The sequence below is a fragment of the Streptomyces sp. Mut1 genome, from assembly GCF_030719295.1.
In the GTDB taxonomy this organism is placed as follows: Bacteria; Actinomycetota; Actinomycetes; order Streptomycetales; family Streptomycetaceae; genus Streptomyces; species Streptomyces castrisilvae.
The window spans coordinates 447,532-473,150 of the sequence record NZ_CP120997.1 but is presented as its reverse complement, the minus strand read 5'-3'; the positions used below and the strand labels follow the sequence as shown (position 1 = coordinate 473,150).

The window sequence follows — 25,619 nt, the reverse complement described above, 5'->3', positions numbered from 1 at the left end:
CGCGAGGGCCGGAACCGGACCGTCGGCGGGGGACTGGCGCACAGGCTAACGGCCACGGCGGGCATATGGGCGGAAGATGCGGAGACGCGATCCGGTAGTAGGGATTCCGCCATAGGGACGGGACTCCCCGGTGGCCCGTCCGTCACCGTAGACTCCGCCGGGTGAGCACCACCATCGCCCAGGTCGGCGAACCGCAGAAGCCCGCCGCCGCCCCCCGAACAGGCCGCCTGCTGTCACGCCTCGTACGGCCCGGGGCCGCCGTGCTCTCCGGGCTGATGCTCTACGCGAGCTTCCCGCCCCGGCCGCTGTGGTGGCTGGTTCTGCCCGGTTTCGCGCTCCTCGGCTGGGTTCTGTTCGAGCGCAGGGCACGCGCCGCGTTCGGGCTCGGGCTGCTCGCCGGGCTCGGGTTCATGCTGCCGCTGCTGCACTGGACCGGCGAGGAGGTCGGCCCGGTGCCGTGGCTGGCGCTCGCCGCGGCCGAGGCGCTGTTCATCGCGGCCGGCTGCCTCGGGATCTCCGCCGTCTCCCGGCTTCCCGGCGGCCCGCTGTGGGCGGCCGCCGTCTGGACACTGGACGAGGCGGTCCGCGCCCGGGTGCCGTTCGGCGGCTTCCCCTGGGGGAAGATCGCCTTCGGGCAGGCGGACAGCGTGTTCCTGCCGCTCGCCGCGCTCGGCGGCACCCCGCTGCTCTCCTTCGCCGTGGTGCTCTGCGGCTTCGGTCTGTTCGAGGCGGTACGCCGCTTCGCCCGCCACCGGGCCACCGGGGAGCTGCCCCGCCTCGCCGCCGCCGCGGCGGCGGCGACCGTCCTCGTACCGCTGGCCGGTGCCTTCGCGGCGCTGCCGCTGGTCGACGACGCGGCCGAGGACGGCACGGCCACCGTCGCCGCGATCCAGGGCAACGTGCCCCGGCTCGGCCTCGACTTCAACTCCCAGCGCCGCGCCGTGCTCGACAACCACGCCAACCGCACGGAGCAGCTCGCCCGGGACGTGAAGGCCGGCAAGGTCCCGCAGCCGGACTTCGTCCTGTGGCCGGAGAACTCCTCCGACCTCGACCCCTACCGCAACCCGGACGCGCGGATCGTCATCGACGACGCGGTGAGGGCGATCGGGGTGCCGACCGTGATCGGCGCGGTCGTCGAACCCGACACGGGCGGCCTGCGCAACACCCTCATCCAGTGGGACCCGGACAAGGGCCCGGTCGACACCTACGACAAGCGGCACATCCAGCCGTTCGGCGAGTACATGCCGATGCGCTCCTTCGTACGCCTGTTCAGCTCGGACGTCGACCGGGTGCAGCGCGACTTCGGACCGGGCGAGAAGGTGGGCGTCTTCGACCTGGCGGGCACCTACGCCGGGCTCGTCACCTGCTACGAGGCCGCGTTCGACGACGCCGTACGCGACACCGTCGAGCACGGCGCCCAGCTGATCGCCGTCCCCAGCAACAACGCCACCTTCGGCCGCAGCGAGATGACCTACCAGCAGCTGGCGATGTCCCGGGTGCGCGCCGTCGAGCACAGCCGGTCCGTCGTCGTCCCCGTCACCAGCGGGGTCAGCGCCGTGATCCGCCCGGACGGCACGGTCGTGCGGAAGACGAAGATGTTCACCCCGGACGCCCTGGTGGAGGAGGTGCCGCTGCGCTCCTCGCTGACCCCCGCGACCCGGATGGGCCCGCTGCCCGAGGGCGTGCTGGTGCTCCTCGCGCTCGGCGGACTCGGCTGGGCGGGGGCGCGGGTGGTGCGCGCCCGGCGCGTGCGCTGAGCGGACCGCGCGCCGCGTAGGGTCGGTATATGGCAATTCCTGACTTCATCCGCGAGATCCGTGCCACCGCCGGGCAGCAGCTGCTCCTGCTGCCCGGCGTCACCGCCGTCGTCTTCGACGACGAGGGAAGAGTGCTGCTGGGGCGGCGCGCCGACACCGGCAAGTGGTCCGTGATCGGCGGCATCTCGGAGCCCGGGGAGCAGCCCGCGCAGACGGCGGAGCGCGAGGTGCACGAGGAGACCGCCGTGCACTGTGTCGCGGAGCGGGTCGTCCTCACCCAGGCACTGCCGGCCCTTCAGTACGCGAACGGGGACCGCTGCCAGTTCCTGGACATCACCTTCCGCTGCCGCGCCACCGGCGGCACGGCCCGGGTCAACGACGACGAGTCGCTGGACGTCGGCTGGTTCCACGTGGACGCGCTGCCGGAGCTGGCCGAGTTCTCGCTGCTGCGGATCAAGCAGGCGCTGACCGACGGACCCACCTGGTTCGAGGCCACCGTCCCGCAGTGAACACGAGGAGCCGGGCGGGCCGCGTACGGTCCGCCCGGCTCCGGGTTTCCCACGGACGGCCGGACGGCCCGTGGAAGAACAGCCCGGCCGTGACGGCCGGCGGCAGGTGCCCGGAACCGCGCGTGCCGGTCAGCGCGATGCCTCGGACCACGGGAGACGTGTCGCGGTCCGGACGAGGTCGGCGACGGGCCTGGACCGGCTGTGCGGGGGCCAGGCGATGACGGTGGTGACCGCCGGGGCGTCCAGCACGGGCACGGCGGCGAGGTCGTCGGGCAGCTGGGCCCGGCACGACTCCGGTGAGACCGCGCAGGCCCGGCCGAGCGCGACGAGTTGCAGCAGCTGTGCGTGGTCGCGGACCTGCGGGCCTGGGCCGGGCGGGTACGTGCCGTCGGGGGCGGGCCAGCGCGGCAGCGGCAGGCCCGGCAGGCCCGTGATGTCGGCCAGGCGCACCTGGGCGCGGGCGGTGAGCGGATGCCCGGCCGGCAGGACAGCCACCTGGCCCTCCGTGCGGAGGTCCTCGGTGTGGAACCCGGCCGTCGAGTCGAACGGCCGGTGCAGCAGCGCCACATCGGCCCGGCCCTCGCGCAGGAACCGCTCCTGCTCGGCCGGACCGCACAGGATCACTTCGACGGGGACCGCGCCCTCCTCGGCGGCGTACGCGTCGAGCAGTCTCGCCAGCAGCTCGCGGGACGCGCTGGCCTTCGTCACCAGGACCAGACCGGCCCCGCCGGTCGCGGAAGGGGCGGCACGGCGGGTCCGGCGCTCGGCGGCGGCGATCGCGTCGAGGGCCGCCCGGCCCTCGGTCAGCAGCACCGAGCCGGCCTCGGTGAGCGTGACGGTCCGGCTGGTCCGGTCCAGCAGCGCCGCGCCGAGCCGCCGTTCGAGCTGCTGGACGGCCCGCGACAGGGGCGGCTGCGCGATCCCGAGCCGCTGTGCCGCGCGCCCGAAGTGCAACTCCTCGGCGACGGCCACGAAGTACCGCAGTTCCCGCGTCTCCATGCGGCCACGCTACCCCCGATCGATACTCTGCCGGTATCGATGGCCATCGGATCGGTCTTGGACCCGTGGCCGGGTCCGGAGGCAGCATGGTTTCCATGAGCGAACGAACGACTGCGCTGGTCACCGGCGCGAACAAGGGAATCGGCTACGAGATCGCCGCGGGCCTGGGCGCCCTCGGCTGGAGCGTCGGCGTCGGCGCCCGGGACGACGGGCGCCGGGAGGCTGCGGTGGAGCGGCTGCGCGCGGCCGGGGCGGACGCGTTCGGCGTACCCCTGGACGTGACGGACGACGCGAGCGTGACCGCCGCCGCGCAACTGATCGAGGAACGGGCCGGGCGCCTCGACGTGCTGGTCAACAACGCCGGCATCACCGGCGGGCTGCCGCAGGAGCCCACCCGGGTCGATCCCGCCGACATCCGGACCGTCGTGGAGACCAACGTGATCGGCATCGTCCGCGTCACCAACGCGATGCTGCCCCTGCTGCGCCGCTCCGCCTCGCCCCGGATCGTGAACATGTCCAGCAGCGTCGGCTCACTCACCCGGCAGTCGGGAACCGCCACGGAGACGACGACGGGCCCGGTGGCCGCCGCGTACGCGCCGTCGAAGACCTTCCTGAACGCGGTCACCGTGCAGTACGCCCGGGAGCTGAGGGACACGGACATCCTGATCAACCTGGGCTGCCCCGGCTTCGTCGCGACCGACCTCAACGGATTCCGCGGGGTGCGCACCCCCGAACAGGGCGCGGCGATCGCCATCGAGCTGGCGACCCTGCCCGACGACGGCCCGACCGGCGGGTTCTTCGAGGACGCGGGCGTCGTGCCCTGGTGAAGCGAGGCGCCCGGTGGTCCTCACCCGCCCGGACCACCGGCTGCTTGACCTTCCTTGTGCGGGGTAGCGAAGTGGCATGGTCACTGACAACGCATCCCCTGCCGAGAGCGGTTACGTACAGCCCGAGATCGACGTACGGGCCCTGACCGAGGTGCTCGACGGCGAGTACGCCGGGATCCGCGACCTCGTCCGGACCAATCTGACGGCGTACGCCTCCGTCCTGGAGGAGGCCGAGGAGCTCGGCATCGACGCGTATCGCGAACGGGTGCGCGACATCGTGGTCGAGATGGCCGCGACCGGGCAGACCGGGATGGGCTTCCCGGGCGAGTTCGGCGGGGGCGGCGACATCGGAGCCTCGGTCGCCGCGTTCGAGACGCTGGCCTTCGGGGACCTGTCCGTGCTGGTGAAGGTCGGTGTGCAGTTCGGGCTCTTCGGCGGCGCGATCCTCCACCTGGGCACCCGGCGCCATCACGACGCCTATCTGCCGGACCTGATCACCGGGCGTCTGATGGGCTGCTTCGCGATGACCGAGACCGGGCACGGCTCCAACGTGCAGGCGCTCGGCACCGTCGCGACGTACGACGCCGCCGCCCAGGAGTTCGTCATCACCACCCGGGGCGAGGGGGCGGGCAAGGACTACATCGGCAACGCGGCCCGCCACGCGGAGCTGGCCGTCGTCTTCGCCCAGCTGGAGGTGGGCGGGAAGGGCGAGGGGGTGCACGCGTTCGTCGTGCCGGTCCGGGACGGGGGCGAGGTGGTGCCCGGTGTCCGGATCGAGGACGACGGCCGCAAGATGGGCCTCAACGGAGTGGACAACGGCCGTATCCGGTTCGACGGTGTGCGGGTGCGGCGTGAGGCGCTGCTCAACCGGTTCGCCGACGTCACCCCCGACGGCGTCTACGAGAGTCCGATCGAGAACCCCGGCCGGCGCTTCTTCACCATGCTCGGCACGCTGGTGCAGGGCCGCGTCAGTGTCGCGGGGGCCGGGGTCGGCGCCGCCAAGGTGGCCCTGACCATCGCCACGAAGTACGCCGTGCGGCGCCGGCAGTTCGCCGCGGCCCCGTCTGCGGACGAGCAACTGCTCCTCGATTACGGGCTGCACCAGCGCCGGCTGCTGCCCCTCCTCGCGCGTACGTACGCGCTGCACTTCGCGCAGGACGTCGTGCGCACCCAGCTGCACGACGTCTTCTCCGGCACCGAGGACGACGCGCACGCCCGGCGCCTGCTGGAGTCACGGGCCGCCGGCACCAAGGCGCTCGCCACCTGGCACGCCACCCGGGCCGTCCAGGAGTGCCGCGAGGCGTGCGGCGGGGCCGGCTACCTCAGCGTCAACCGGTTCGCCGCCCTCAAGGCCGACAGCGACATCTTCACCACCTTCGAGGGGGACAACCACGTCCTGCTCCAGCTCGTGGCGAAGGGGCTGCTCACCCACTACGCGAGCGAGTTCGAGGACCTGGACCAGCTGGGTACGGTCCGTCATGTCGCCTCGCTCGCCGTCGAGACGGTGCTGGAGAAGACATCGGCCCACAAGCTGTTCGAGCGGGTACGCGACCTGCTGCCCGGCGGCGACGAGTGGGACCGCGAAGCCGGTCTGCTCGACCCGGAGTACCAGCTCGCGATGGTCCGCTTCCGCGAGGAGCACATGCTCGCCGGTGTCGCCCGCCGGCTCAAGCGCGGAATCGACGACCGGCGCGACCCGGGAGCCGTCTTCTCCCAGGTGCAGGACCATGTGATCGCACTCGCCCGCGCGCACGTCGAACGGCTGGTGCTGGAGGCGTTCACCGAGAAGGTGCGCGAACTCCCCGAGGGCGGCAACAGGACGGCGCTGGGCCTGCTGTGCGACCTGTTCGCCCTGTCCACGATCGAGGCGGACCGCGCGTGGTTCATGGAACACGGCCGCCTGACCGTCCAGCGCTCCAAGGCGATCAGCCGCGAGGTGAACGACCTCTGCCGCAAGGTCCGGCCCCTCGCCGTCGACCTGGTCGACGCCTGGGGCATTCCGTCCGAGATGCTGCGCGCACCGGACCTGGTGGGCTGAGCCGAAGCGGGCAGCGGCCCGCCGGCCGTTCACCAGCGCGGGGTGCGCACCGCCGGAGGGCCGTCGTCGCCCCGCAGCGGGCGCGGGGGCTGGTTGAGGATGTCGCGGGCCGTACTGCCGTCGCCGCCGGGCGGGGGCCGGCGGCGACGGGCCCGGCCGCCGAGAAGGAGGGCCACACGGCCGAGGAGCAGGGCGAGTGTCCCTTTGGTCCGTTCCACGGTGTTTCCTTCCAGGGGGTCTGGGAATATCCACCGCGCATCTGAACAATAGACATCTGTACGGGCCGGGCGGAGCCATCGGAAGCTGACGAGGGGGTCGGGTGGGCGGCATCGGTGAGGGCGACGGCCGGTCGGCGGGCCCGCGCGAGCAGACGGCGGGCACAGCGCCGAAGGCACAGCTGTCCGAGGACGCCGTCCGGGTGTTCCGCTGGGTGAGCGACCAGGGCTCGTGCGACGTGCGCACCGTGGGCGCGACGCTGGGCCTGCCGGAGAACTGCGCGGCATCGGCGGTGCGGACCCTGACCGACCTCCTGCTGCTGAGGCATGTGCCCGAGGACCCCGACCGGCTGGTGCCGGTGGCCCCGGACGCGGCCATCGCCGCGCTCATCGCACCGAAGGAGGCGGGGCTGCGCCGGCAGCTCGCCGAGATCGACCAGCTCCGCGGCGAGCTGGCGCTCCTGACCCCGCTCTACACGGAGGGCCGGCGAAGATGGCAGGGGCGGCCGGCGCTGACGGAGGTCACGGACCTGAAGACCGTCGTCGGCATGATCACCGAGGCGACCATGCGATGCCGGCGCGAAGTGCGCACCTGCCACCCCGGCGGGGGCCGCTCCCCGGCCCTCCTGGAGCAGGCCTTCGTCCGGGACCGGGACATGCTGCGCAGAGGAGTGCGGATGCGCACGCTGTACCAGCACACGGCCCGCTACCACCTGCCCACCCAGGAGTACGCGCGGCGGATGACCGCCGAGGGGGCCGAGATCCGGACGCTGAGCGAACTGTTCGGCAGGATGGTCGCCTTCGACGGGGAGACGGTGTTCATTCCGCACCAGGACGACCTGGACGCGGCCATCGTCATCCACGACCCGTCCACGGTGGCGTACCTGTGCACGACCTTCGACCACGCCTGGTCGCTGGCGGAGCCCTACCAGCCGGCGTGGACGGAGAGTTCGGCGCGCGACGAGGTGAAGCAGGCCATCGTGCGGCTGCTGGCCGAGGGCATGAAGGACGAGATGGTGGCCCGTCGGCTGGGGATGTCGCTGCGCACCTGCCGCAAGCACATAGCCGAGATCATGGAGCAACTGGGCGCGGCCAGCCGCTTCCAGGCCGGATACCTCGCCCGCGTGCAGTCCTCCGGCCCGGCCGCCACGGCCCCGGGAACCGCCTGAGCGCCCCGGCGGCGCCCCCGGCGCCGCGCCGGAGGGATCCCGCCCCGAGATCTTCCGGACACGGCCTGGGGCCTGTGCGGCGGATCTTCGTGGGCCCGCGAAGATCCGCCGGACAGGCCCTAGCACCGCGTGTCCCTCCCGCTCGCCTGCTCCCGGGCGAACAGCAGGGTCAGCCAGGGGAGTTCGTACCGTACGGACTCCTCGGCCGACGCGGCGTGCGCGGTCACCTCGGGGCAGGGCGGCGGGGGCAGGACGCCGACGTCGATCAGGTTCTCCAGGGCCCGTTGCGCGGCCCGTCCCTCCACGCCCAGGGCGCGGGCCGCGGTGGGGAGGGAGAAGGCCGGGCCCGGCAGCGCCGCCAGGGCGTCGAGGGTGTCGCGGGCGGGCAGGGGCAGCCGGGCCCAGGTGCCGGCGAGCCGGGTACGGACCCCGACACCGCCGGACGCCAGCTCGTCCAGGGCCTCCGCCGGGTGCTCCAGCCGGTCCGCGTACTGGCCGAGCGGCATGTGGCGCAGCACGCAGAGGCGGTTGCCGGCCGCGCGCAGGGCGAACGGAAGCAGCCCGGTGGCGGCGACGATACGTGCGGCGGCGGCCGGTTCGGCGGCCGCCCGGGTCCGGCCGATGATCCCGCCGAGCAGGCCCAGGGCCTCGTCGGGGGAGAGCGGCGGGAGCTCCGTCCGGTGCGCGGCCTCCAGACCGGGCAGCCGGCTCCGGGAGGTGACCAGCGCGGCGGTGGGCCCCGAGGGCGGCAGCAGCGGGCCGAGGGCCGCGGCGTCCGGAGCGTCGTCCAGGACCAGCAGGATCCGGCGTCCGGACAGCCAGGACCGCCAGGCGGTCGCGGCCTCCTCCCGGCCGGCCGGCAGGCGCTCCGTACAGCCCAGGGCGCGGGCCAGCTCCGCCAGCACCGAGGCCCACGGGCGTACGGAGCCGTCCTCGGCGCAGAGCCGGGTGGCGACCACGCCGTCCGGGTAGTGGGCGGCGAGGCGGTGCGCCACGTGCACCGCCAGAGCCGTCTTGCCGACGCCGGCCGGTCCGGTGAGCAGTACCGGCGGACCGCCCTCGCCGCCCAGCCGCGCGGCGACCGCCTCCGCCTCCCGCGCCCGCCCGGTGAAGTCGGCGAGGCCGGGCGGCAGCAGCCGGGGCCCGGTGGCACCGCCGCTCGGCCGGGGCGGGGCGGCGTCCGCGAGCACGGCGCGGTAGGCGCCCCGCACCGCCGTGCCGGGCTCCAGCCCCAGCTCGCGGGAGAGCTGCTGCCGGCAGTCGTCGTACGCGGCCAGCGACTCCGTGCGGCGGCCGACCCGGTGCAGCGCGGTGATCTGGGCGGCGCGCAGCCGCTCCCGCAGCGGGTGGCGGGCGACCATCTCGTCCACGGTGTCGGCGACCGCGGCCGCGTCACCCGTCTCCAACTGCGCCTCCGCCCACGCCTCGTACACCGCGAGCCGGCGCACATGGCGGCGTGCGACGGCGGCGCGCAGCACATCGGCGCGGCCCGCGAGATCGCTGAAGGGCTCATGCCGCCACAGGTCGAGTGCCTGGCGGTAGAACCGGGCGGCGCGGCTCGGGGCGCCCGCACGCACCTCGGCGTCACCGCACCTGGCCAGTTCCTCGAAGCGCAGGCTGTCGCACTCGTCGGCGCCCAGGTGCAGGACGTAACCGCCGGGGCCGTGGTGCAGCCGGCCCAGATCGTCGGGGTCCAGGACCCGCCGCAGGGTCGACACGTACACCTGGAGGTTCTTGCGGGCCGTGCGCGGCGGATCGTCCGGCCAGACGGCGTCGGTCAGTTCCTCCAGGGAGACCGGCGCGTTCGGCCGGGTCAGCAGGACCGCCAGGACCAGACGCTGCTTCAGCGGGCCGAGCGGCAGCGGAAGTCCGTCACGGGTGGCGCACAGCGGGCCGAGCAGGTCGACCCGCAGACGCGCGCCGGCGCGTTCTCCCGCCGCCCCGGACTCCGCCTCCCCGGGGCGAGTTTCCGTAAAGATATCCGTCATCTTTTCCTCAACCCCTTCCCCAGCCGGTGTCGTCGGAGTTCGGGGAGCAGAGAACAATGGCGTGCACGAAAGCCTCCGGGGAGCGGTCGGGGGGGTGAGCGAATCCGCGAGGAGCCGTGAATACGGCGGGAATTCGATGGAATTCCCGCCGTTCTTCACAGCATGGTCACAAGCCGGGGGCGCGGCCATGGGCTTGAGGATGGCTCAAGGTGCATGCAGCAACACACCCGCCGGGACGAAGGGTGGACAAGCCTCATAGCGGGGCGAAACAGCCGCCCGGCCGCGTGGGCGGACGGCCACGCTCCCGTACCGGCTCCGAACCGGACCCCAACCACTGCCGAACCGGCGCCGCGCACGCTGGCGCCGCATGTCCAGGTGACCGAGGAGGTGACGCGATGCGACTGGCGGAGATCATCGAACTGCGTCCGGTGCCCGCCGCCGGGCTGCTCGCCACCCTCACCAGACGCTGCCCGCTGAGCTGCGCCCACTGCTCCACCTCGTCCGGTCCCCGGGGCGAGGACACCCCCGCCGACGCGCTGCGCCGGTTCGTCGGCGGCTTCACCCCCGGCGACCGCCCGCAGGTCCTCATGCTCACGGGCGGTGAACCCCTGCTGCGGCCCCGGCTCGTGGACGGCATCGCCGGACTCGCCGCGACGGCCGGGACCCGGACGGCCGTCCTCAGCGGCATGTTCTTCGCGGCCGACGGACGGATACCGGCCCGCATCATGCGCGCGCTGCGCCACATCGACCATTTCTCCGCCAGCATCGACGTGTTCCACGAACGCGAGGTGCCGCGCGCGGCGGTATTCCGCGCGGTGCACCACATCATGGAAAAAGGAATCGACGCGAGCTTCCATGTCGTGGGCCTTTCACCCGACGACCCCTATCTCGCGGACGTCACCGCCGCCATCCGGGCCGAGTTCCGGGACCGCGCGGCCGTCCTCGTCAACCACGTACGCCCGGCCGGACGCGCCGCGCACTGGGCGGCCGCGCGCCCGCCGGGCGGAGCCGGGCAGCGCCCCGCCCCGTGCGCCATGGCGGCCTGGCCGACCGTGGCCTTCGACGGGACCGTCACCGCCTGCTGCAACCAGCGCGTGGTGGACGCCCGCCCCGCACCGCCGCACCTGCGGCTCGGGCACATCGCCGTCGACGACTGGGCGGACATACGGCGCCGCTGCCAGGAGTCGCCCGTGCTGCGCACCCTGCGGACCGCCGGCGCCGGCTCCTGCGCGGACTGCCGGTCCCTGGCACGGCGGCCCCGCGCGCTGGCGGCGGCACGGGCCGCCGGGTCCAGCCCCGCCGCCGGCGCGATGGACGTGCTCGGCGCCCGGCTCCAGCGCGACGCGGGGGCCGAGACGCTGCTGCGCCGGTACGGCACCGGGCGGTACGCACCGCTCGTGCTGCTCGGCGGCCGGGACGGCGAGGAGGCACCCGCGTGAGAAGCACCGGCGCCACCTCGTCGCCCGCCGCGCTGCTGCGGCTGGAACTCTCCCTGGTCCAGCCGGTGTTACGGTCGGCCGCCGCCCGCATGTGGCGCTCCGGCCCCGGGCTCCCCGCCCGCTACCGCCACTACCTGCACACCATGCACCAGGTCATCCGCGCCTCCGTCCCCCTCATGGAACGGGCCGCCGGACACTGCGAGGCGCTGCCGCACGACCCGGTGGCACCGCCGCTCGCCCGGTACTTGCGGGCGCACGCCGAGGAGGAACGCGGACACGACGACTGGCTGCTCACGGACGCCGCCGTCTGCGGGGCACCGCCCGGCGAGCTGACCGCCGCCGTCCCGCCCGCCCGGGTCGCCTCCCTCGTCGGGGCCCAGTACTACTGGATCGAGCACAGCCACCCGGTGGCCCTGCTCGGCTACATCGCCGTACTGGAGGGCAACGCACCGGCCCCCGGCCTGGCCGCCCGGCTCGCGAGGGAGACCGGGCTGCCGCCCGCCGCCTTCGAGACCGTACGCCTGCACGCCGACCTCGACGACGGGCACAGCGCGGACCTGGACCGGCTCATCGGCCGCCTGCCGCTGAGCCCGCGGCAGCGCTCCCTGATCGCCGTCAGCGCGCTGCACACCGTCACCGCACTCGCCGAGCTGTTCGACCGCATCGCCACGGGACCACACACATCGGGGAGCACCCATGACTGACCCTGCGGACGACCACGACCGCCTGCGCGCACTGGAGGACGCCGGGTTCCCGCTGCACAGCCTCCCGCCCGAGCAGCGGGACGTGCTGCGGGACCTCAGCGCGGAGGAACTGACCCTGCTGCTGGGCCTGAAGGAGCGGCTGGACGCGGCCGAGCCGGAGGTGCAGGCGCACAGCGAGATCGCCGGCGGAGCGCTCTTCTGATGGCCGCCGCCACACGGACGAAGTGCCCCGACTGCCCCGAACCGCCACCGGACGGCGCCGCCTTCTGCCCCCGGTGCGGGACCGCCTGCGTCCCGGCGGCCGGTTCCGGCGTGGCCGAGGAACGCCGGGTGGTCACCGTCGTCTTCTGCGACCTCGTCGGCTCCACGGCCCTGTCCGGACGGCTCGACCCGGAGACGCTGCGCACCGTGACCCTGCGGTACTTCGCGCTGATGCGGACCCGCATCGAGGAACACGGCGGCACGGTGGAGAAGTTCATCGGCGACGCCGTGATGGCGGTCTTCGGCGTCCCCGCCCGCCACGAGGACGACGCCCACCGGGCCCTGGCCGCCGCCCGCTCCATGGTCACCGGCCTCGACGGGCTCAACGCCGACCTGGACCGCAGGCACGGAGTGCGGCTCGCCGTCCGCATCGGCGTGAACACCGGCGAGGTCGTGGTGAACGCCGACCCGACGGCCCGGCAGGCCCTGGTCTCCGGCGAAGTCGTCAACATCGCCGCCCGCCTCGAACAGCACGCCGGCACGGGCGAGATCCTCATCGGCCCCGCCACCCTCCGCGCCGCCGGACCCTCGGCGGTCACCGAACCGGCCGGGGCGCTCGCCCTCAAGGGCGTCGCGGCCCCCGTACCCGCCCACCGTCTGATCGCACTCCACGAGGACGACCCGGAACGGGTCCGGCGCTTCGACACCCCCTTCATCGGCCGCGAACAGGAACTCGCCGAACTCCGGCTGCTGCTCCGCAAACTGGCCACCGACCCCCGCTCGCACCTGGTCACCGTCTACGGCGAGGCGGGCCTCGGCAAGACCCGGCTGCTGCGCGAATGGCTGCGGGACCGCCCGGCGTACGGAGAAGGCAGATGCCGCCCGTACGGCGAGACCGGGACCCTCGCACCGCTCGCCGAGGCGGTACGCCAGGTGCTCCTGGCCGTCGGGGAGGACGCCGGGCTCGCCCGGCTGCCGGCCCCGGAGCGGACCGAGGCGGACCAGGCGCTGCGCCTCCTGCGCGGCGGACTGCTCGCGGACGGCACCCCCAGCCCCTCCACCGACGACACGCTCATGGCGCTGGCCTGCCTGCTGGACGCGCTCTCGCGGGAACGGCCCGTGGTGCTCGTCCTGGACGACTGCCACTGGGCGTCCGCGCCGCTGCTCGACCTCGCGGACCGGCTGCTGGACGAACTCGACCGCTCCGCCGTCGCCCTGGTGTGCGCCGCACGCCCCGAACTCCTGGAGACCCATCCGGGGTGGGGCAGCGGCCGGATGCGCTCCGCCTCCCTCATGCTCACCCCGCTCACGCGCCAGGAGGCCGCGGCCCTGGCCGGCGAACTCGTCGAGGTCGCCGCCCACCGCCAGGGCGTGCTGGAGAGCGCGCTCGACCGCGCCGAGGGCAACCCGCTCTACCTGGAACACCTGACGGCCGTGGCCGCCGAATGCGACGACCTGCCGCTCACCGTGCACGCCCTGCTCGGCGCCCGCATCGACGCGCTGCCGCCCGAGGAGCGGACACTGCTGCAACTCGCCGCCGTCCTGGGCCGCGAGTTCCACCGCGCCGACCTGACCGGGCTGGCCGCCGCCGAGGAAGCCCGAACCGCCGACTCCGCCACCGGCCTGCTGCGCGGACTGCTGCGGCGGCGGCTCATCGAGACCGGCGACCGCAGCCGGGCCGCGAGCGCCGTGCTCCGGTTCGGCAGCGCCCTCGTCCAGGAGACCGCGTACCGGGGGATGGCCAAGAAGGTGCGCGCCCGGCGGCACGAGCACGCCGCCCGGGTCCTGACCGGGCGGGCGGCGGGGGACGCCGCCGTCGGCACCCACCTGGCGCGCGCCCACCGGCTCCTGACCGAACTCGGCACGTACGACGAGGACACCGACGTACTGCGGGCCCGCGCCGCGGGACTGCTCACCCGGGCCGGCGCGGCCGCCCTGGCCCGCTCCGACCTGGCCTGGGCCGACGACCTCCTGACCCAGGCCCTCGACCTGGCCGTCCCCGGCGAACCCGTCGCCGCCGAGGCCGCCCGCCGGCTCGGCGAGACGAAGGCGGCCCGCGGCGACGCGGTGCGCGGCCGGGAACTCCTCGCCGGGGCGCTCGGCACCGCCGAGCGGGCCGGTGACGTGCTGGGCGCCGCCCACGCCCGGCTCGCGCTGACCGCGCTCGACCCCCGGCACGGTTCGGCCGCCGACGTCGCCGAGGCCGCGCTCGGCCCGTTCACGGCGGCGGGCGACGACCAGGGCATCGCCCGCGCCTGCGTGCGCATGGCCCAGGACCGCCAGCGGCGCGGCCGGCACGCCCAGGCCGAGGCGCTGCTCAGCCGCGCCCTCGACCACGCGGACCGCGTCGACGCCGAGCCCGAACGGGCCCTCGCGCTCGGCGCGTTCGGGATCTCCCTGTGGCGGGGCCCGACCCCGGTCGCCCGCGCCGTCGAGCGCTGCGAACAGCTCCTCGCCGCCCACGGCGCCGGCCGGCCGACGGTGCGCGCCACCCTGGCCTGCCCGCTGGCCGTGCTCCTGGCCCTCCACGGCCGCCCCGACGAGGCCCGGGCCCTGCTGGCCGAGGCGGCGGGGATCGCCCACGGCCTCGGCTACGCGGAGAGCGCGTTGTTCGTCCCGCTGTTCGCCGCCGAGGTCGAGGCGCTGACGGGCACCCCCGAGCGCAGACTCGCCCTGCTGGACGAGGCGGCCCGCGCCGGCCGGGAACTCGACGCCACGGGTGCGCTGCCCGGCATCGCCCGCGAACGGGCCCGCCTGCTGCTGGAGCGCGGCGAGCCGGCCCAGGCGCTGGCCCTGCCCGACCCGCTGGAGGCCGGGCTGCCCCCGGCGGAGTCCGCCGACGCCCTCGGGCTGCGGGCCCGCGCTCTCGCACTCGCCGGGGAACCGGCCGCTGCCCGTACCCGCGCGCGGCGGGCGACCGCCGCCGCGGGTGACACCGACTCACCGGTCGTGCGCGGCACGGCCGCCCTCGACCTCGCGCACACCCTGCGCACCCTGGCGCTGCCCGGCGAGGCGGCCCGGGAGGCGCGCACGGCGCTGCGGCACTTCGCCGCCAAGGGACACCGGCTCGGCGCGGACCGCGCGGCCGCGTTCGCCGACGACAGCGCGGCCGCGGCCCGGGACACCGACCCGGCCGGGCGGGAAGGCAGGACCGTATGACCACCAAGACGGCGGAAGGGCTCACCTGGAGCCTGCGCGACCGCACGCCCGACGATCTCACGATGCTCGCCGACATGGTGCCGGCCCTCTCGGCCGACCCCTCGCAGTGGTCGGACGGGGCAGGCGTACGCGTCTGCGTCGTCGACACCGGGGTGGAGTGCGGGCACCCCGGGGTCGGCCCGGTCGACGGCTCGTACGAGGTGAGGGCCGGCGCGGACGGGACCCCGCGCGTCATCGACAGCGGCCCGCTGCCCGACGGAGCCGGAGACGGATGCGGGCACGGCACGGCGTGCGCCGGGATCGTGCGGCGGGTGGCCCCGGAATGCTCCCTGTACAGCGTGCGCGTGCTCGGCCAGGGCTTCACCGGTACCGGCGACGCCCTGCTCACCGGGTTGCGCTGGGCCGTCGACCAGGGCTTCGACGTGGTCAACCTGAGCCTGTCCACGACCCGCCCGCAGTTCCTGGAGACCCTGCGCTCCCTGGCCGACCAGGCGTTCTTCACCGGCACCACGCTGGTCGCATCGGCCCACAACACGCCCGTGGAGAGCTTCCCCTGGCGGTTCTCCTCGGTGATCTCGGTCGGCACGCACCGCGAGGACGACCCCGGGCTCTTCCTCTACAACCCCGCACCGCCCGTCGAGTTCTTCGCGCCCGGCCAGAACGTGCGGGTGGCCTGGACGGGCGGCAAGACCATCCGCACCACGGGCAACAGCTTCGCCACCCCGTTCATCAGCGGGCTGTGCGCGCGGCTGCTCGGCAGCCGCCCCAAGCTGACCCCGTTCCAGATCAAGCACGCGCTGTACCTCTCCGCCGCGAACGTACGCATCGGCGATCCAGGAACCCGAGGTGAATCATGAGCCAGTCCCACGGCCTCGTCCCCGCAACCGGCGCGGGCCCCGCGACACGGTCGGGCAGCGCCGAACACGATCTGCTGCAGTCCGTCGTCGAGACCGCGCGTGCCATCTTCGGCGCCGCGGCCAGCTCCGTCCTGCTGCACGACCGGGACGCCGACGAGCTGGTCTTCCAGGCGGTGGCCGGGGAGGGCGAGGAGGCCCTCGTGGGCTCCCGGTTCCCGGCCGGCCGGGGGCTCGCGGGCTGGGTGCTCGTCTCCGGCGAGCCGATGGTCGCGGACGACCTGAAGCAGCAGGGCATGTTCGCCCGCGATGTCGCCCGGTCGACCGGCTACGTCCCGGACGCGCTGATGGCCGCGCCGCTCGCCCACCACGACCGGGTGCTCGGCGTGCTCGAAGTCCTCGACCCGGTCGAGCAGTCCCGCTCCAGTCTCTCCGAACTCGACCTGCTCGCCCTCTTCGCCCGACAGGCGGCGGCGGCCCTCGCCGTCGTCACCGAGCGGCGCGAGGAGGAGACACCCACGGCGGTCCGGACGCGGAGCCTGGAACTGGTGACCGCCCTGCGCGACGTCCTGCTCGACGGCCTTCCGCCGCAGGCCCCGCACGGGGGCTGAGCCGGGAGCGTCAGCGTGCCGCCGACTCCACGGCGTCGGCGGCACGCGCCTCGCTCCTGCCGCCGGCCAGCAGACCGCCGATCTCCCGCACCCGCGCGCACAGCACCGGATCGCGGCCCGTGTCCTCGACGGCGCCGCGCAGCGCGGCCGCGTCCGCCCCGGCCTCCGGCAGCCCGCGGGCGACCCCGGCGCGCAGACAGGCGGCGGCGAGGACCTGCTGCTCCGAGCCGTTGGGGGCGACGAGCAGCGGCTTGCCGTGCAGGAGCGCCGCGAGCACGGGGGCGGACGTGGCATTGGTCAGGACGAGGTCCGCCCGCTCCACGAGCGGCCCCATCCAGGCGCGGCGCCCGATGGCCAGCCGGGCGCCCGGGGCGGCCTCGGGGGCACCGGACCGGCCCAGCTCGACGACGGCCCGGTACGTTCCGGAGGCGAACGCGGCGTTCAGGCGCGGCCAGAGACTGCTGCCGCCGAAGGTGCGGCCCAGATGCACGTACGCGACAGGCCCGGCGGCCGGCAACGGCTCCGGCACCGGGGGTGCCGGCTCCCACCAGCAGGGACCGACATGGCGTACGGCCGGGGGCAGTTCGGCGCCGGGGACCTCCATGACGGGGTGGCCGCGCAGCAGGAAGGCGGTGCCCAGGAGTGGGGTGTCCGGGAAGCGGTCGCGGCGCGGGGCGAGCCCGGCGCCCTCCCGGAGCGCCGTGTAGTGCTTCAGCGTCCGGGCCAGCCGCCAGGCACGGCCGCAGCCGTCGTCCGGGCCGGTGCGGTAGGGCCACAGATGCGCCGCGAGCCCCAGGACCACCACCGGCAGCCCGGCCGCCTCGGCGGCCACCAGCGCGCCGTGGTTGAGCACCGAGGTGACCAGCACATCGGGGCGCAGCGCGCGGACCGCCCCGGCCACGGCGGCGTACTGCTCGGGGCCCCGGACCGTCCAGTGGGTCACCGACAGCGCGGCGCGTCCGGCGACGGCCGCAGGATCAAGTCCCGCGGCGGTGACGGCGGGCGCGGCGTCCGGTCCGCCGAGGACCTGGACGGTGTGGCCGCGGCGGCGCAGCTCGCGGCCGGCCGCGAGGACCGGGTAGAGGTAGCCGGGATCGCTCAGCGGGCACAGCAGTACGTTCATCCGGAGGTGTCCTTCGTCAGGTCGAGGCCCAGATGGTGGGCGAGGAAGGCCATGACGTCCGCGTACAGGCCGGCGCTGCGCGAGACGCCGCGCGTGCCGTGCCCCACACCGCGCTCGGTGCGCAGCACCACCGGGCCGTCCCCCGAACCGGCCCACTGGAGCGCGGCGCACATCTTCCGCGCGTGCGCCGGGTCGACGCGGCTGTCGCCGTCGAACACGGCCAGCAGCACGGCCGGGTAGCGGACGCCCTCGCGCACCCGGTGGTACGGGGAGTACGCCAGCAGCCGCGCGAAGTCGGCGGGGTCCCCGGCGCTCCCGTACTCCTCGCGCCAGCTCGCACCCATCCCCGACAGCTCGTAGCGCACCATGTCCAGCAGCGGCGCCGCGCACACGACCGCCCCGTACAGCTCCGGCCCGCGCGTCAGCGCGGCGCCCGCCAGCAGGCCGCCGTTGGAGCTGCCGAGCACCCCGAGCCGGCCCGGCGCGGCCCAGCCCCCGGCGAGCAGGTGGCCGGCGGCGGCGTCGAAGTCCTCGAAGGTGCGGTGCTTGTGCTCGCGGCGTCCGGCCCGGTGCCACTCCTCGCCCTCCTCGCCGCCCCCGCGCACACAGGCCACCGCGTACACCCCGCCCGCCCGCACCCAGGGCACCGCCTGCGGGGTGAAGCCGGGCGTCATCGAGGCGCCGAAACCGCCGTATCCGGTGAGGACGGCGGGGCGGGGCCGGTCGGGAACGCCGGCGGGGGACATCACGAACATCCGCACCTCGGTGCCGTCACCGGAGCGGACGACCTCCTGGCTGACCCGCACCCCCTCGGCCGGCGGCGCGGCAGGCGGACCGCCCGCCCACGGACCGAGCCGGCCGGTCACCGCGTCGTAGTGCAGGACGGAGGTGGGGGTGATGTGGTCGGTGTACGCGAACCACACCTCGTGGCCGCCGTCCTGACGTGCTGTCAGGCGGGTGACCGTGCCCTGCCCCGGCAGCGGAACGGACCCCGTCCGTGCGCCGGTCCGGGCATCGTGCAGGGTCATCTCACCGACCGCGTGCCGGGTCCGTACGACCACCAGCAGCGGCCGCTCAAGCGCCGGCCCGTCCAGGACCGCGACGTCCCCGAGCACCGTGCCCGGTTCCTCGCCGACCAGGGTGCGCCACCGGCCGGGGTCCGTGGCGTCGGGGCGGGCCTCGGCGATCCTGCCGCGCGGCGCGTCCGCCGTCGTCCTGAGCAGCAGCGGCCCGCCGCCGGAACCGATGCGGACCGAGGTGCGGGCGTCGGTCCCCTGCTGGAAGGGGCGCAGGACCGGCCGGTCCGGGCCGGTCGCGCTCAGGTCGGCCGTCCACAGATCGGTGCGGGGCGCGGTGCCCTCGCTGGCCCCGACGACCAGGAGCAGTCCGTCGGGCGAGGTGGCCACGGTGTAGTACTGGGTCTCGGACCGCCCGGCGCCGAAGATCTCGGTATCCAGGTCCGCCGGGGTACCGACCCGGTGGAGATACACCCGGCGGTGACGTCCCCCGGTCCGCTCCGGCGGCAGCCGGCGTACGTAGTAGAAGGCCCGGCCGCCCGGCAGCCAGGCCACGGGGGAGCGGCGGACCCGGTCCACGGGCCCGTCCAGCACCGCCCCGGTCACCGCGTCGAGCACCCGCAGCACCGACTGCTCCGTACCGCCCGACGACAGCTGCACGGCCACCGAACCGCCCTCCCACGACGGCTCCCAGGCATCCAGCACCGTCGAACCGGACGGGTCGGCGTCCAGCGGGTCGAGCAGCACCCTGGTCCGGCCGCCCTCGCGGACGGCGAGCACCGCGAACTCCCGCCCGGGGTCCCTGCGCAGATGGAACTCCCGCCCGCCACGCACCACCGGGGGCGAGGCGCCGGCCCCGGAGAGCAGCGCCGCCATCCGGCCGCGCAACGCCTCCCGGCCGGGCCAGCGGGCCTGCTCCCCGGCGTAGAGCCGGTCCTGAGCGGCGCTCCAGACCGTGGTGGCGGGGTCGTCCGGGTCCTCCAGCCACCGGTACGGATCGGCCACCGGCCGGCCGTGGACGACCTCGACCGGACCGGTGCGGGGAGCGGCCGGGTAGACCGGCCCGGCGTCGCGGGGCGGTGACACGGTCATCGCGGCCCTCCAGGGAGAACGGTCGCATCGGACACGGCGGGAGGCGGGTGCGGTCAGGAGCCGCCGCTGCCGGGGCGCGGCCCGGGAGGCGCCGGGACCAGTCCGGCGGCCCCGGCGTCGTCCTCACCGGCGGGCGCGGGCAGCGGCTCGTCCGCGTCCTTCGGCGCACCACCCCGGTCGTCCTCGGTGGCGTCCAGACTGGTCTCGCGCAGCAGCGGCACCGAGGAGAGCAGGGTGACCACCGCCGCGGTGCCCGCCAGCACCAGCCAGGTGCGGCTCGCCCCGAGGGAGTCCACGAACGAGCCCGCCACGATCGGCCCGGCGGAGGCCAGCCCGGCCATCATCAGACCGGTCGCGGTGCTGACCCGGCCCAGCAGATCGCGGGGCGCGAGCACCAGCACCGCACGGCCCACCACGATGCCCGCGGGCGGGCTGAAGAAGACGACCACGATCAGGACCGGGCCGATCGCCCAGGGAAGCGTCGTCCGGGAGAAGATGGCCAGGCCCAGCGCCCAGACCATGCCGATGAGCAGGAACAGCCGCCCCGCCGGGTTCCGCTTGATCAGCCAGGGCGCGGCAGCGGCGCCCAGCAGCCCCCCGATGCCGGCACAGGCCATCACCGCACCGATCGCCGTCCCGCCCGCGCCGCTCTGGCGCAGCGAGACGACCATCGTCACCTGCGCCGCCGCCGAGACGATGTTGATGCCCGCGGCGAAGATCAGGGCGGCCAGCAGCGCCCGCTGGTGCGTCAGCCAGCGCAGCCCGGCCGTCAGCCGGTTGTCACGCTCGCTGTCCGCGACCCGTTCGGTCGGCCTGATCCCGATCCGCAGCAGCAGCACGGCCGACACCCCGTAGGAGGCGGCGTCGACGGCGAACGGCAGGATCGGGTCCAGGGTGAACAGCCAGCCGCCCAGGAACGGGCCGATCAGCGAACTCGACGCCATCGCCGTCTGGCTGCGGCTCAGCGCGTCGGTGAGATCCTTCTCCGGCACCACGTCGCGCACCGCGATCGTGGCCGCGGGCGAGAACATCGCGGTGGCCGCCCCCTCCACCACGGCCACGCCGAGCAGCTGCGCCTGTCCGAGCCCTCCGAGCCCCGACGCCAGCGGGATGCTGGCCAGCGCCACCAGACGCACCACATCGGTGCCCACCATGATCATCCGCCGGTCGAGCCGGTCGGCGAGATGGCCCGCGGGCAGCCTCAGCAGCGTCCGCGTCACCATCGAGCAGGTCGCGACCGTCCCCGCCTGGGCCGCGCTGCCGCCGATGGACAGCACGAGCAGCGGGAAGGCCAGCAGCGACAGCTGGGAGCCGAGGGTGGAGAGCGTCGAACTGAGCCAGTAGCGGCGGAAGTCGGCATTGGTGCGCAGAATGCCCGCGCTCTTCATACCGGCATTCACCCCAGCCGTCCGGCACCGTGCAGGCAGTCCAGCACCCCTGCGTCCACCCGGTCCTGGAAGACGGCGCGGACCGCCGCCTCCTCGTCGTAGCGGTAGTGGTCGTGGCAGCTGACCCAGCGGCCCTCCGTCTGCTCCGCGCTCAGATAGCCGTCGGCGACGGTGCCGACCTCCATGCCGGGCTTCCCCGCGGTCTCCCAGCAACTGGCCAGCACACCATCGGCGTTGATGACCGCCCCGTACCGGCCGTCGGCGAAGGAGCAGGCCTGGCAGGGGACATGGGCGCGCGGCCGGGACACCGTGAAGCCGAGCTCCAGCGCGCGGGCGTGCCAGCGGACGAAGTCCTCGACCAGGCCGTCCTCGTGGAGGAGGTTGTTGGCGTACCCGACGCCGACGTCGCCGACGCGGGCGAAGTGGATGCCGCAACGGGCCGGGTCGAGGCGTGAACCGAGGCGTTCGACCAGCTCGTCGACGCCGTGCCGGTTCAGGTGCGAGACGTTGACCCGCAGCATCCAGCGCAGGGAGGTGCGCTCGATGGCGCGCGCGATGTTGGAGACGATGACGTCGAAGGTGCCGCCCCCGGAGCGCTTGACCCGGATCGAGTCGTGGTCGGCGCGGTCGCCGTCGAAGGTCACCTGGACGGAGCCGAGACCCGCCGCGTTCAGCTCCTTCGCGATCAGCGGGGTGAGCAGCGTGCCGTTGGACGTCATCGACGCGGTGAGCGGGCCCAGTTCACCGGCCCGGGTGAGCAGGTCGCGGCAGCCGCGCGGGTTGAGCAGCGGCTCCCCGCCGAACAGCAGCAGGGACAGCCGGTCGAGCCCCGCCGCCTCCATGCGCGTCCGGGTGAAGTCCAGGACCTGCCCGACGGCCTCGGGCGTCAGACGGGCGTGGCGGATGCGCGGCGGCCTGCTGCCGCCCTTGGGGTCCTGCGAGGTGTTCTGGAAGCAGTAGCCGCAGCCGAGGTTGCAGTCGGTGCTGGTCAGCACGGTCAGGGAGTACGAGCTGTAGGGCTTCAGGTCGTACAGACCGGCGTCGCGCAGATAGCGTTCGGCCGAGGGCCGCAGGGTGCCGTCGGGCTCCACCTGCGCGGGGCGCATCAGCGCGTACCCGCCGGCGCCGAGGAACCACCACCCCCTGTCGGCGCGGATCAGACGGGCCCCGGCGGAGGGGACGGCGAGGGACTGCGTACCGGACACGGCGACCTCCGGGTCGGGGCGGGGGCGGGAGAGGGGTGGCCGGGATGGGCCCCCGGCCGCGGCGACGAGGCCGCCGCGGCCGAGGAGGACCGGCCTGAGGACCGGATCAGAGGTTCTGCTCCTGGTGGACGCCGCACCACGGGGTGTCCTCGCCCTCCTCGGAGTGGGCGATCACCTCGGGCTCCTCGGCCACCTCCTGGTGCACCCCGCACCAGCCGATGGGCGACTCGACGTGGGCGACGACCTCGGGCTCCTCGGCCACCTCCTGGTGCACACCGCACCAGCCGATGACGGCGTCGGAGTGGGCCTCCACCTCGGGGGCGTCCTGCTCGGGGGTCTCGTTGGGCTCGACGTTCTCGGCCATGATGGTCCTCCATACGACGGGCGATCGGGACGACGGACGGCGGCACTGCGCCGACGGCCAGGAAGCTAGGAGCACGCGGTTCGGCACCGGTTCGTCCCCGGTTGTGCGGCGGTGAATCCTCCTGGTCGGCGCCCCGGCACCGCCGGCGGGACCGGGAGCGGGCATACCGGAACCGCACCGGGGCCGAACCGGCGGGCAACCCGCCGTTCCTACGGTGTGCGCCGCACACTCCGCGACGTGAGAGGACGGCTCCGTATGGAAACCGAACCCGCTGTCACGGCCGGCGCGCCCGTGCCGGCCGGGCGGCCGCGACTTCCGGAGCCGCTCGGGGCCGGGTTCGTGGACCGGCCGGCCGAGGTGCTGGCCGAGATCCGGGAGACCTGCCCGGTGACCCGGGTCAGGACACCGGCCGGGCGCCCGGCGTGGCTGGTGACCCGGGCCGAGGACGTGCGGGCCGGATTCATGGACCCGCGCCTCTCCCTGAGCGGCGGCCGTACACCCGACCCCGCGGTGCGCCGCCGCGCGCTCGACCTGACCCTCGTCAACTACGACCCGCCGGACCACACCCGCATCCGCCGCCTGGCGACGCCCGCCCTGACCCCGGCGCGCATGGCCGCCCACCGCGAGCGGATCGAGCGGGCCGCCGCCGAACTCCTCGACGCGGCGGACGCGGCGCGCGGCCGGGGCCCGGTCGAGCTGATGGACGCCTTCGCCCGCCCCTTCGCCTTCCGCTCGCTGTGCGAGGTCTTCGACGTCCCCGAGAAGGAGCGGGCCGCCCTGTACGAGCCGGTGGCGCTCCTCGCGGACAAGACCGGCCGCACCGCCGCCGAGGTGGACGCGAGCGTCACCCGGATCGACGCCTTCGTCCGCGGTGAGATGGCCCGCAGGTCCGCCGCCCCGGGTGACGACCTCGTCTCCCGCGTCCTGGCCGCCTGGCGGGAACAGGGCGGCGCGAGCGAGGACGAAGTGGCGTCCCTGCTGGCGATGCTGCTGCTCGCCGGGTTCGACAGCACGGTGCAGGCGATGGGCATGAGCGTGGTGGCGCTGCTGGCCCACCCGGAGGTGTGGCAGCGCCTGAGCGAGGAGCCGGGACGCATCCCGCGCGCCGTGGACGAGCTGCTGCGCTGGGACACCCCGGGCTCCTTCGGCACCAAGCGGGTGGCGCTGGAGGACATCCGGTTCGGCGACACCGTCATCCCGGCGGGCAGCGGTGTCCTGCTGTCCGTGGCGGCGGCCAACCACGACCCCCGCTGCCACGCCGACCCCGGCACGCTGGACCCCGGCCGCTCCACCGCGAGCCGCCACCTGAGCTTCGGCCTGGGCCCGCACTACTGCCCCGGGTCAGGGCTCGCCCGGCTGGAGCTGACGGTGGCCCTGACCCAGCTGCTCGGCCGCTGGCGCCGGCCGGCCCCGGCGGTTCCGCTCTCCCAGCTGGCCTGGGGCGGCGGCTACCTGCACCGCCGCCTGGCCGCGCTGCCCGTCCTGCCGGACGGGCCCGTGCGGCGCCCGCTCCCGGTCAGCTGCCCCAGCGCAGGGCCACCGTGTCGCCCGCGTTGATCACCGTGCCCCGGGCCGCCCCGGCGAACGCCGATCCGTCGACTCCGGCCTTCCACGTGCCGGACCCGCTGTTGGCCTTGCCGTTGAGCGCCGTGAGGGTGCCGGTGCCCGACGCGGGCGTCACCGCGCTCACGCAGCCGGCGGGCGTGGCCGACGTCGTGGCCGCGTCCAGCACCGCGCCGAGCGTGGTCGTCGTCCCGGTCGGCGTGAACGCGACCGAGCACACCTTCAAGGCGCCCGTGCCGTCGTCCACGGTCAGGGCCAGCTTCGTAGCGGTGCCCGGGACGAACGCGGACTGCGCCACCCACTGGGGCGCGCCGACGGTGACCGGGGCCGGGGGAGCGGCGGTGAAGCCGCCGCCCGCGACCGCGCGCAGACCGTCCACGGACGCGTAGGCGGAGGGGGTGGTGTCGCTCGGCAGGTACTTGAAGCCGCCGCCCGGGTTGAACTGCTGGGCGATGAGGAAGTCCACCGGGGTCTTGCCGGCGGAGGTGAGGAAGTCGCCCGTCTGCGGGTTGATCCCGCACGCGTTGAGGCCGGAGACGGCCCAGCCGTTGGAGTCGGTGTTGACCCCGAACATCGCGTTGAACGCGCCGCTGGACGGCACCAGTTTGCCCTTGAGGAACGCCTTCGCCCGCGAGACGTCCGCATCGGTGTTCGGGACGCCCGAGACGCACAGCGCGGCCATCGCCGCGCCCGTCATGTCGACGTCGCTCGTGGTGGCGAGCTCGCCCGCGTCGCCTTCGGCCTTGCCGTAGTTCCAGCCGCCGTCGTCGTGCTGGTTGGCGCGGATACGGGTGATCAGGGCGTCCCGCAGCGACTGGGGTATGCGCTGGGCACCGGCCTGGGTCTTCGCGCCGCCCAGGGCGAGCGCCGCGAAAACGGTTCCGTTGAAGTTCCCCGACGGGCCGAAGTAGCCCGGCTCGGCCGTCTGCCAGTAGCTGTAGACGTCCCCGATCAGATTGCGGGAGGCGGAGACGCGGGAGGGGTCGATCCCGGCCGCGTACGCGTTGAGGGCGGCGCGTTCGTAGTCGGTGACCACCGGGGTCGCCGACGGCCAGGCCGCCGTGGCGAGCAGGTCGCGGTAGACCGATCTCGCGTTCTTCGTGGCGTCGCCGCCCGGGGTGACGTCGACGGCCGCGGTGCCGGCGGCGGCGAGCGCGCTGAACGCCCACTCGTTGGACAGCCCCGGCCCGGCGTACGAACCGTCCGACGCCTGGAGGGACTTGAGATACGCCACACCATTGGTCTTCGAGGTGGCGATCTGGGCGGGGGTGGCCGTGGCGGCGGCCGGCAGAACGGTCAGACAGAACGCCCCGAGCGAGGCGGACGCGGTGAACGCGATACGGCGCGTGAACGAAAGGCGGGACATGGCCTGCTCCTGGGATGAGGGGCGCCGGCCGG

21 protein-coding genes are annotated in these 25,619 nt (G+C 74.8%); 12 read left to right on the top strand and 9 right to left on the bottom strand.

What is annotated here, in order from left to right; translation table 11 throughout:
• Positions 1-161 precede the first annotated feature (161 nt).
• Positions 162-1,757, top strand: coding sequence for an apolipoprotein N-acyltransferase (lnt, locus tag P8A18_RS01815; protein WP_306051107.1), 1,596 nt, complete (start codon positions 162-164; stop codon positions 1,755-1,757).
• Positions 1,758-1,786: 29 nt separating this feature from the next.
• Complete coding sequence (locus tag P8A18_RS01810; protein ID WP_306051105.1) at positions 1,787-2,266, top strand: NUDIX hydrolase; 480 nt, start codon at positions 1,787-1,789, stop codon at positions 2,264-2,266.
• A gap of 129 nt (positions 2,267-2,395) precedes the next feature.
• Here P8A18_RS01810 and P8A18_RS01805 read toward each other — a convergent pair whose 3' ends face one another.
• Positions 2,396-3,265: a LysR family transcriptional regulator gene (locus P8A18_RS01805; RefSeq protein ID WP_306051103.1), complete on the bottom strand. Its 870-nt coding sequence runs from the start codon at positions 3,263-3,265 to the stop codon at positions 2,396-2,398.
• Between the two features lie 95 nt (positions 3,266-3,360).
• On the opposite strand from P8A18_RS01805, the gene P8A18_RS01800 reads away from it, so the two are divergent.
• Positions 3,361-4,092, top strand: coding sequence for an SDR family oxidoreductase (locus P8A18_RS01800; protein ID WP_306051102.1), 732 nt, complete (start codon positions 3,361-3,363; stop codon positions 4,090-4,092).
• 76 nt (positions 4,093-4,168) lie between these two features.
• Positions 4,169-6,130, top strand: a complete 1,962-nt coding sequence (locus P8A18_RS01795) for an acyl-CoA dehydrogenase family protein (protein ID WP_306051100.1) — start codon at positions 4,169-4,171, stop codon at positions 6,128-6,130.
• Positions 6,131-6,159: 29 nt separating this feature from the next.
• On the opposite strand, the gene P8A18_RS01790 is transcribed toward P8A18_RS01795, so the two are convergent.
• Positions 6,160-6,348: a hypothetical protein gene (locus P8A18_RS01790; RefSeq protein WP_306051098.1), complete on the bottom strand. Its 189-nt coding sequence runs from the start codon at positions 6,346-6,348 to the stop codon at positions 6,160-6,162.
• Between the two features lie 101 nt (positions 6,349-6,449).
• Here P8A18_RS01790 and P8A18_RS01785 point away from each other — a divergent pair, with 101 nt between their 5' ends.
• Positions 6,450-7,514, top strand: coding sequence for a LuxR C-terminal-related transcriptional regulator (locus tag P8A18_RS01785; protein WP_306051096.1), 1,065 nt, complete (start codon positions 6,450-6,452; stop codon positions 7,512-7,514).
• Positions 7,515-7,633: 119 nt separating this feature from the next.
• Here P8A18_RS01785 and P8A18_RS01780 read toward each other — a convergent pair whose 3' ends face one another.
• A complete protein-coding gene (locus P8A18_RS01780; protein ID WP_306051094.1) occupies positions 7,634-9,502 on the bottom strand; it encodes an AfsR/SARP family transcriptional regulator in 1,869 nt (622 codons plus the stop codon).
• A gap of 395 nt (positions 9,503-9,897) precedes the next feature.
• On the opposite strand from P8A18_RS01780, the gene P8A18_RS01775 reads away from it, so the two are divergent.
• From P8A18_RS01775 to P8A18_RS01750, 6 genes are read left to right on the top strand one after another with little or no spacing between them, the layout of a single operon-like run.
• The gene (locus P8A18_RS01775; RefSeq protein ID WP_306051092.1) at positions 9,898-10,941 is read left to right on the top strand and encodes a radical SAM/SPASM domain-containing protein; all 1,044 of its coding nucleotides are present in this window, start codon (positions 9,898-9,900) and stop codon (positions 10,939-10,941) included.
• A complete protein-coding gene (locus P8A18_RS01770; RefSeq protein ID WP_306051090.1) occupies positions 10,938-11,645 on the top strand; it encodes an iron-containing redox enzyme family protein in 708 nt (235 codons plus the stop codon). Before P8A18_RS01775 ends, P8A18_RS01770 begins: the two co-directional genes overlap by 4 nt.
• Positions 11,638-11,847, top strand: coding sequence for an aroma-sacti cluster domain-containing protein (locus tag P8A18_RS01765; RefSeq protein WP_306051088.1), 210 nt, complete (start codon positions 11,638-11,640; stop codon positions 11,845-11,847). Before P8A18_RS01770 ends, P8A18_RS01765 begins: the two co-directional genes overlap by 8 nt.
• Positions 11,847-15,005 carry an AAA family ATPase gene (locus P8A18_RS01760; RefSeq protein WP_306051086.1) on the top strand — a complete coding sequence of 1,053 codons (3,159 nt, stop codon included), beginning with the start codon at positions 11,847-11,849 and terminating at the stop codon, positions 15,003-15,005. Before P8A18_RS01765 ends, P8A18_RS01760 begins: the two co-directional genes overlap by 1 nt.
• Positions 15,002-15,862 carry a S8 family peptidase gene (locus tag P8A18_RS01755; RefSeq protein ID WP_306051084.1) on the top strand — a complete coding sequence of 287 codons (861 nt, stop codon included), beginning with the start codon at positions 15,002-15,004 and terminating at the stop codon, positions 15,860-15,862. The genes P8A18_RS01760 and P8A18_RS01755 overlap by 4 nt, the downstream gene beginning before the upstream one ends.
• Complete coding sequence (locus P8A18_RS01750) at positions 15,859-16,470, top strand: GAF domain-containing protein (protein ID WP_306051082.1); 612 nt, start codon at positions 15,859-15,861, stop codon at positions 16,468-16,470. Before P8A18_RS01755 ends, P8A18_RS01750 begins: the two co-directional genes overlap by 4 nt.
• 10 nt (positions 16,471-16,480) lie before the next feature.
• Here the strand turns inward: P8A18_RS01750 and P8A18_RS01745 are convergent, their stop codons facing one another.
• The 5 genes from P8A18_RS01745 to P8A18_RS01725 form a co-directional block, all read right to left on the bottom strand.
• Complete coding sequence (locus P8A18_RS01745; protein ID WP_306051080.1) at positions 16,481-17,593, bottom strand: glycosyltransferase; 1,113 nt, start codon at positions 17,591-17,593, stop codon at positions 16,481-16,483.
• Positions 17,590-19,701, bottom strand: a complete 2,112-nt coding sequence (locus P8A18_RS01740; protein WP_306051079.1) for a prolyl oligopeptidase family serine peptidase — start codon at positions 19,699-19,701, stop codon at positions 17,590-17,592. Before P8A18_RS01740 ends, P8A18_RS01745 begins: the two co-directional genes overlap by 4 nt.
• A gap of 53 nt (positions 19,702-19,754) precedes the next feature.
• The gene (locus P8A18_RS01735) at positions 19,755-21,089 is read right to left on the bottom strand and encodes an MFS transporter (protein WP_306051077.1); all 1,335 of its coding nucleotides are present in this window, start codon (positions 21,087-21,089) and stop codon (positions 19,755-19,757) included.
• A gap of 8 nt (positions 21,090-21,097) precedes the next feature.
• Positions 21,098-22,294, bottom strand: a complete 1,197-nt coding sequence (locus tag P8A18_RS01730) for a radical SAM protein (protein WP_018550953.1) — start codon at positions 22,292-22,294, stop codon at positions 21,098-21,100.
• A 106-nt stretch (positions 22,295-22,400) separates the two neighbouring features.
• A complete protein-coding gene (locus P8A18_RS01725) occupies positions 22,401-22,658 on the bottom strand; it encodes a hypothetical protein (RefSeq protein WP_306051074.1) in 258 nt (85 codons plus the stop codon).
• Between the two features lie 255 nt (positions 22,659-22,913).
• Between P8A18_RS01725 and P8A18_RS01720 the strand changes: the two genes are divergently transcribed.
• Entirely contained in the window at positions 22,914-24,215 is a 1,302-nt protein-coding gene (locus P8A18_RS01720; protein WP_306051072.1) for a cytochrome P450, read from the top strand.
• On the opposite strand, the gene P8A18_RS01715 is transcribed toward P8A18_RS01720, so the two are convergent.
• Positions 24,175-25,587: a prenyltransferase/squalene oxidase repeat-containing protein gene (locus P8A18_RS01715; RefSeq protein ID WP_306051070.1), complete on the bottom strand. Its 1,413-nt coding sequence runs from the start codon at positions 25,585-25,587 to the stop codon at positions 24,175-24,177. The two genes, P8A18_RS01720 and P8A18_RS01715, sit on opposite strands and share 41 nt — an antisense overlap.
• Positions 25,588-25,619 lie beyond the last annotated feature (32 nt).

Coding starts and splice junctions, on each gene's coding strand:
- P8A18_RS01745 (WP_306051080.1), bottom strand. CDS start 17,593: ATGAACGTACTGCTGTGCCCGCTGAGCGATCCCGGCTACCTCTACCCG.
- P8A18_RS01750 (WP_306051082.1), top strand. CDS start 15,859: ATGAGCCAGTCCCACGGCCTCGTCCCCGCAACCGGCGCGGGCCCCGCG.
- P8A18_RS01810 (WP_306051105.1), top strand. CDS start 1,787: ATGGCAATTCCTGACTTCATCCGCGAGATCCGTGCCACCGCCGGGCAG.
- P8A18_RS01720 (WP_306051072.1), top strand. CDS start 22,914: ATGGAAACCGAACCCGCTGTCACGGCCGGCGCGCCCGTGCCGGCCGGG.
- P8A18_RS01755 (WP_306051084.1), top strand. CDS start 15,002: ATGACCACCAAGACGGCGGAAGGGCTCACCTGGAGCCTGCGCGACCGC.
- P8A18_RS01715 (WP_306051070.1), bottom strand. CDS start 25,587: ATGTCCCGCCTTTCGTTCACGCGCCGTATCGCGTTCACCGCGTCCGCC.
- P8A18_RS01740 (WP_306051079.1), bottom strand. CDS start 19,701: ATGACCGTGTCACCGCCCCGCGACGCCGGGCCGGTCTACCCGGCCGCT.
- P8A18_RS01775 (WP_306051092.1), top strand. CDS start 9,898: ATGCGACTGGCGGAGATCATCGAACTGCGTCCGGTGCCCGCCGCCGGG.
- P8A18_RS01765 (WP_306051088.1), top strand. CDS start 11,638: ATGACTGACCCTGCGGACGACCACGACCGCCTGCGCGCACTGGAGGAC.
- P8A18_RS01800 (WP_306051102.1), top strand. CDS start 3,361: ATGAGCGAACGAACGACTGCGCTGGTCACCGGCGCGAACAAGGGAATC.
- P8A18_RS01760 (WP_306051086.1), top strand. CDS start 11,847: ATGGCCGCCGCCACACGGACGAAGTGCCCCGACTGCCCCGAACCGCCA.
- P8A18_RS01780 (WP_306051094.1), bottom strand. CDS start 9,502: ATGACGGATATCTTTACGGAAACTCGCCCCGGGGAGGCGGAGTCCGGG.
- P8A18_RS01805 (WP_306051103.1), bottom strand. CDS start 3,265: ATGGAGACGCGGGAACTGCGGTACTTCGTGGCCGTCGCCGAGGAGTTG.
- P8A18_RS01725 (WP_306051074.1), bottom strand. CDS start 22,658: ATGGCCGAGAACGTCGAGCCCAACGAGACCCCCGAGCAGGACGCCCCC.
- P8A18_RS01735 (WP_306051077.1), bottom strand. CDS start 21,089: ATGAAGAGCGCGGGCATTCTGCGCACCAATGCCGACTTCCGCCGCTAC.
- P8A18_RS01795 (WP_306051100.1), top strand. CDS start 4,169: ATGGTCACTGACAACGCATCCCCTGCCGAGAGCGGTTACGTACAGCCC.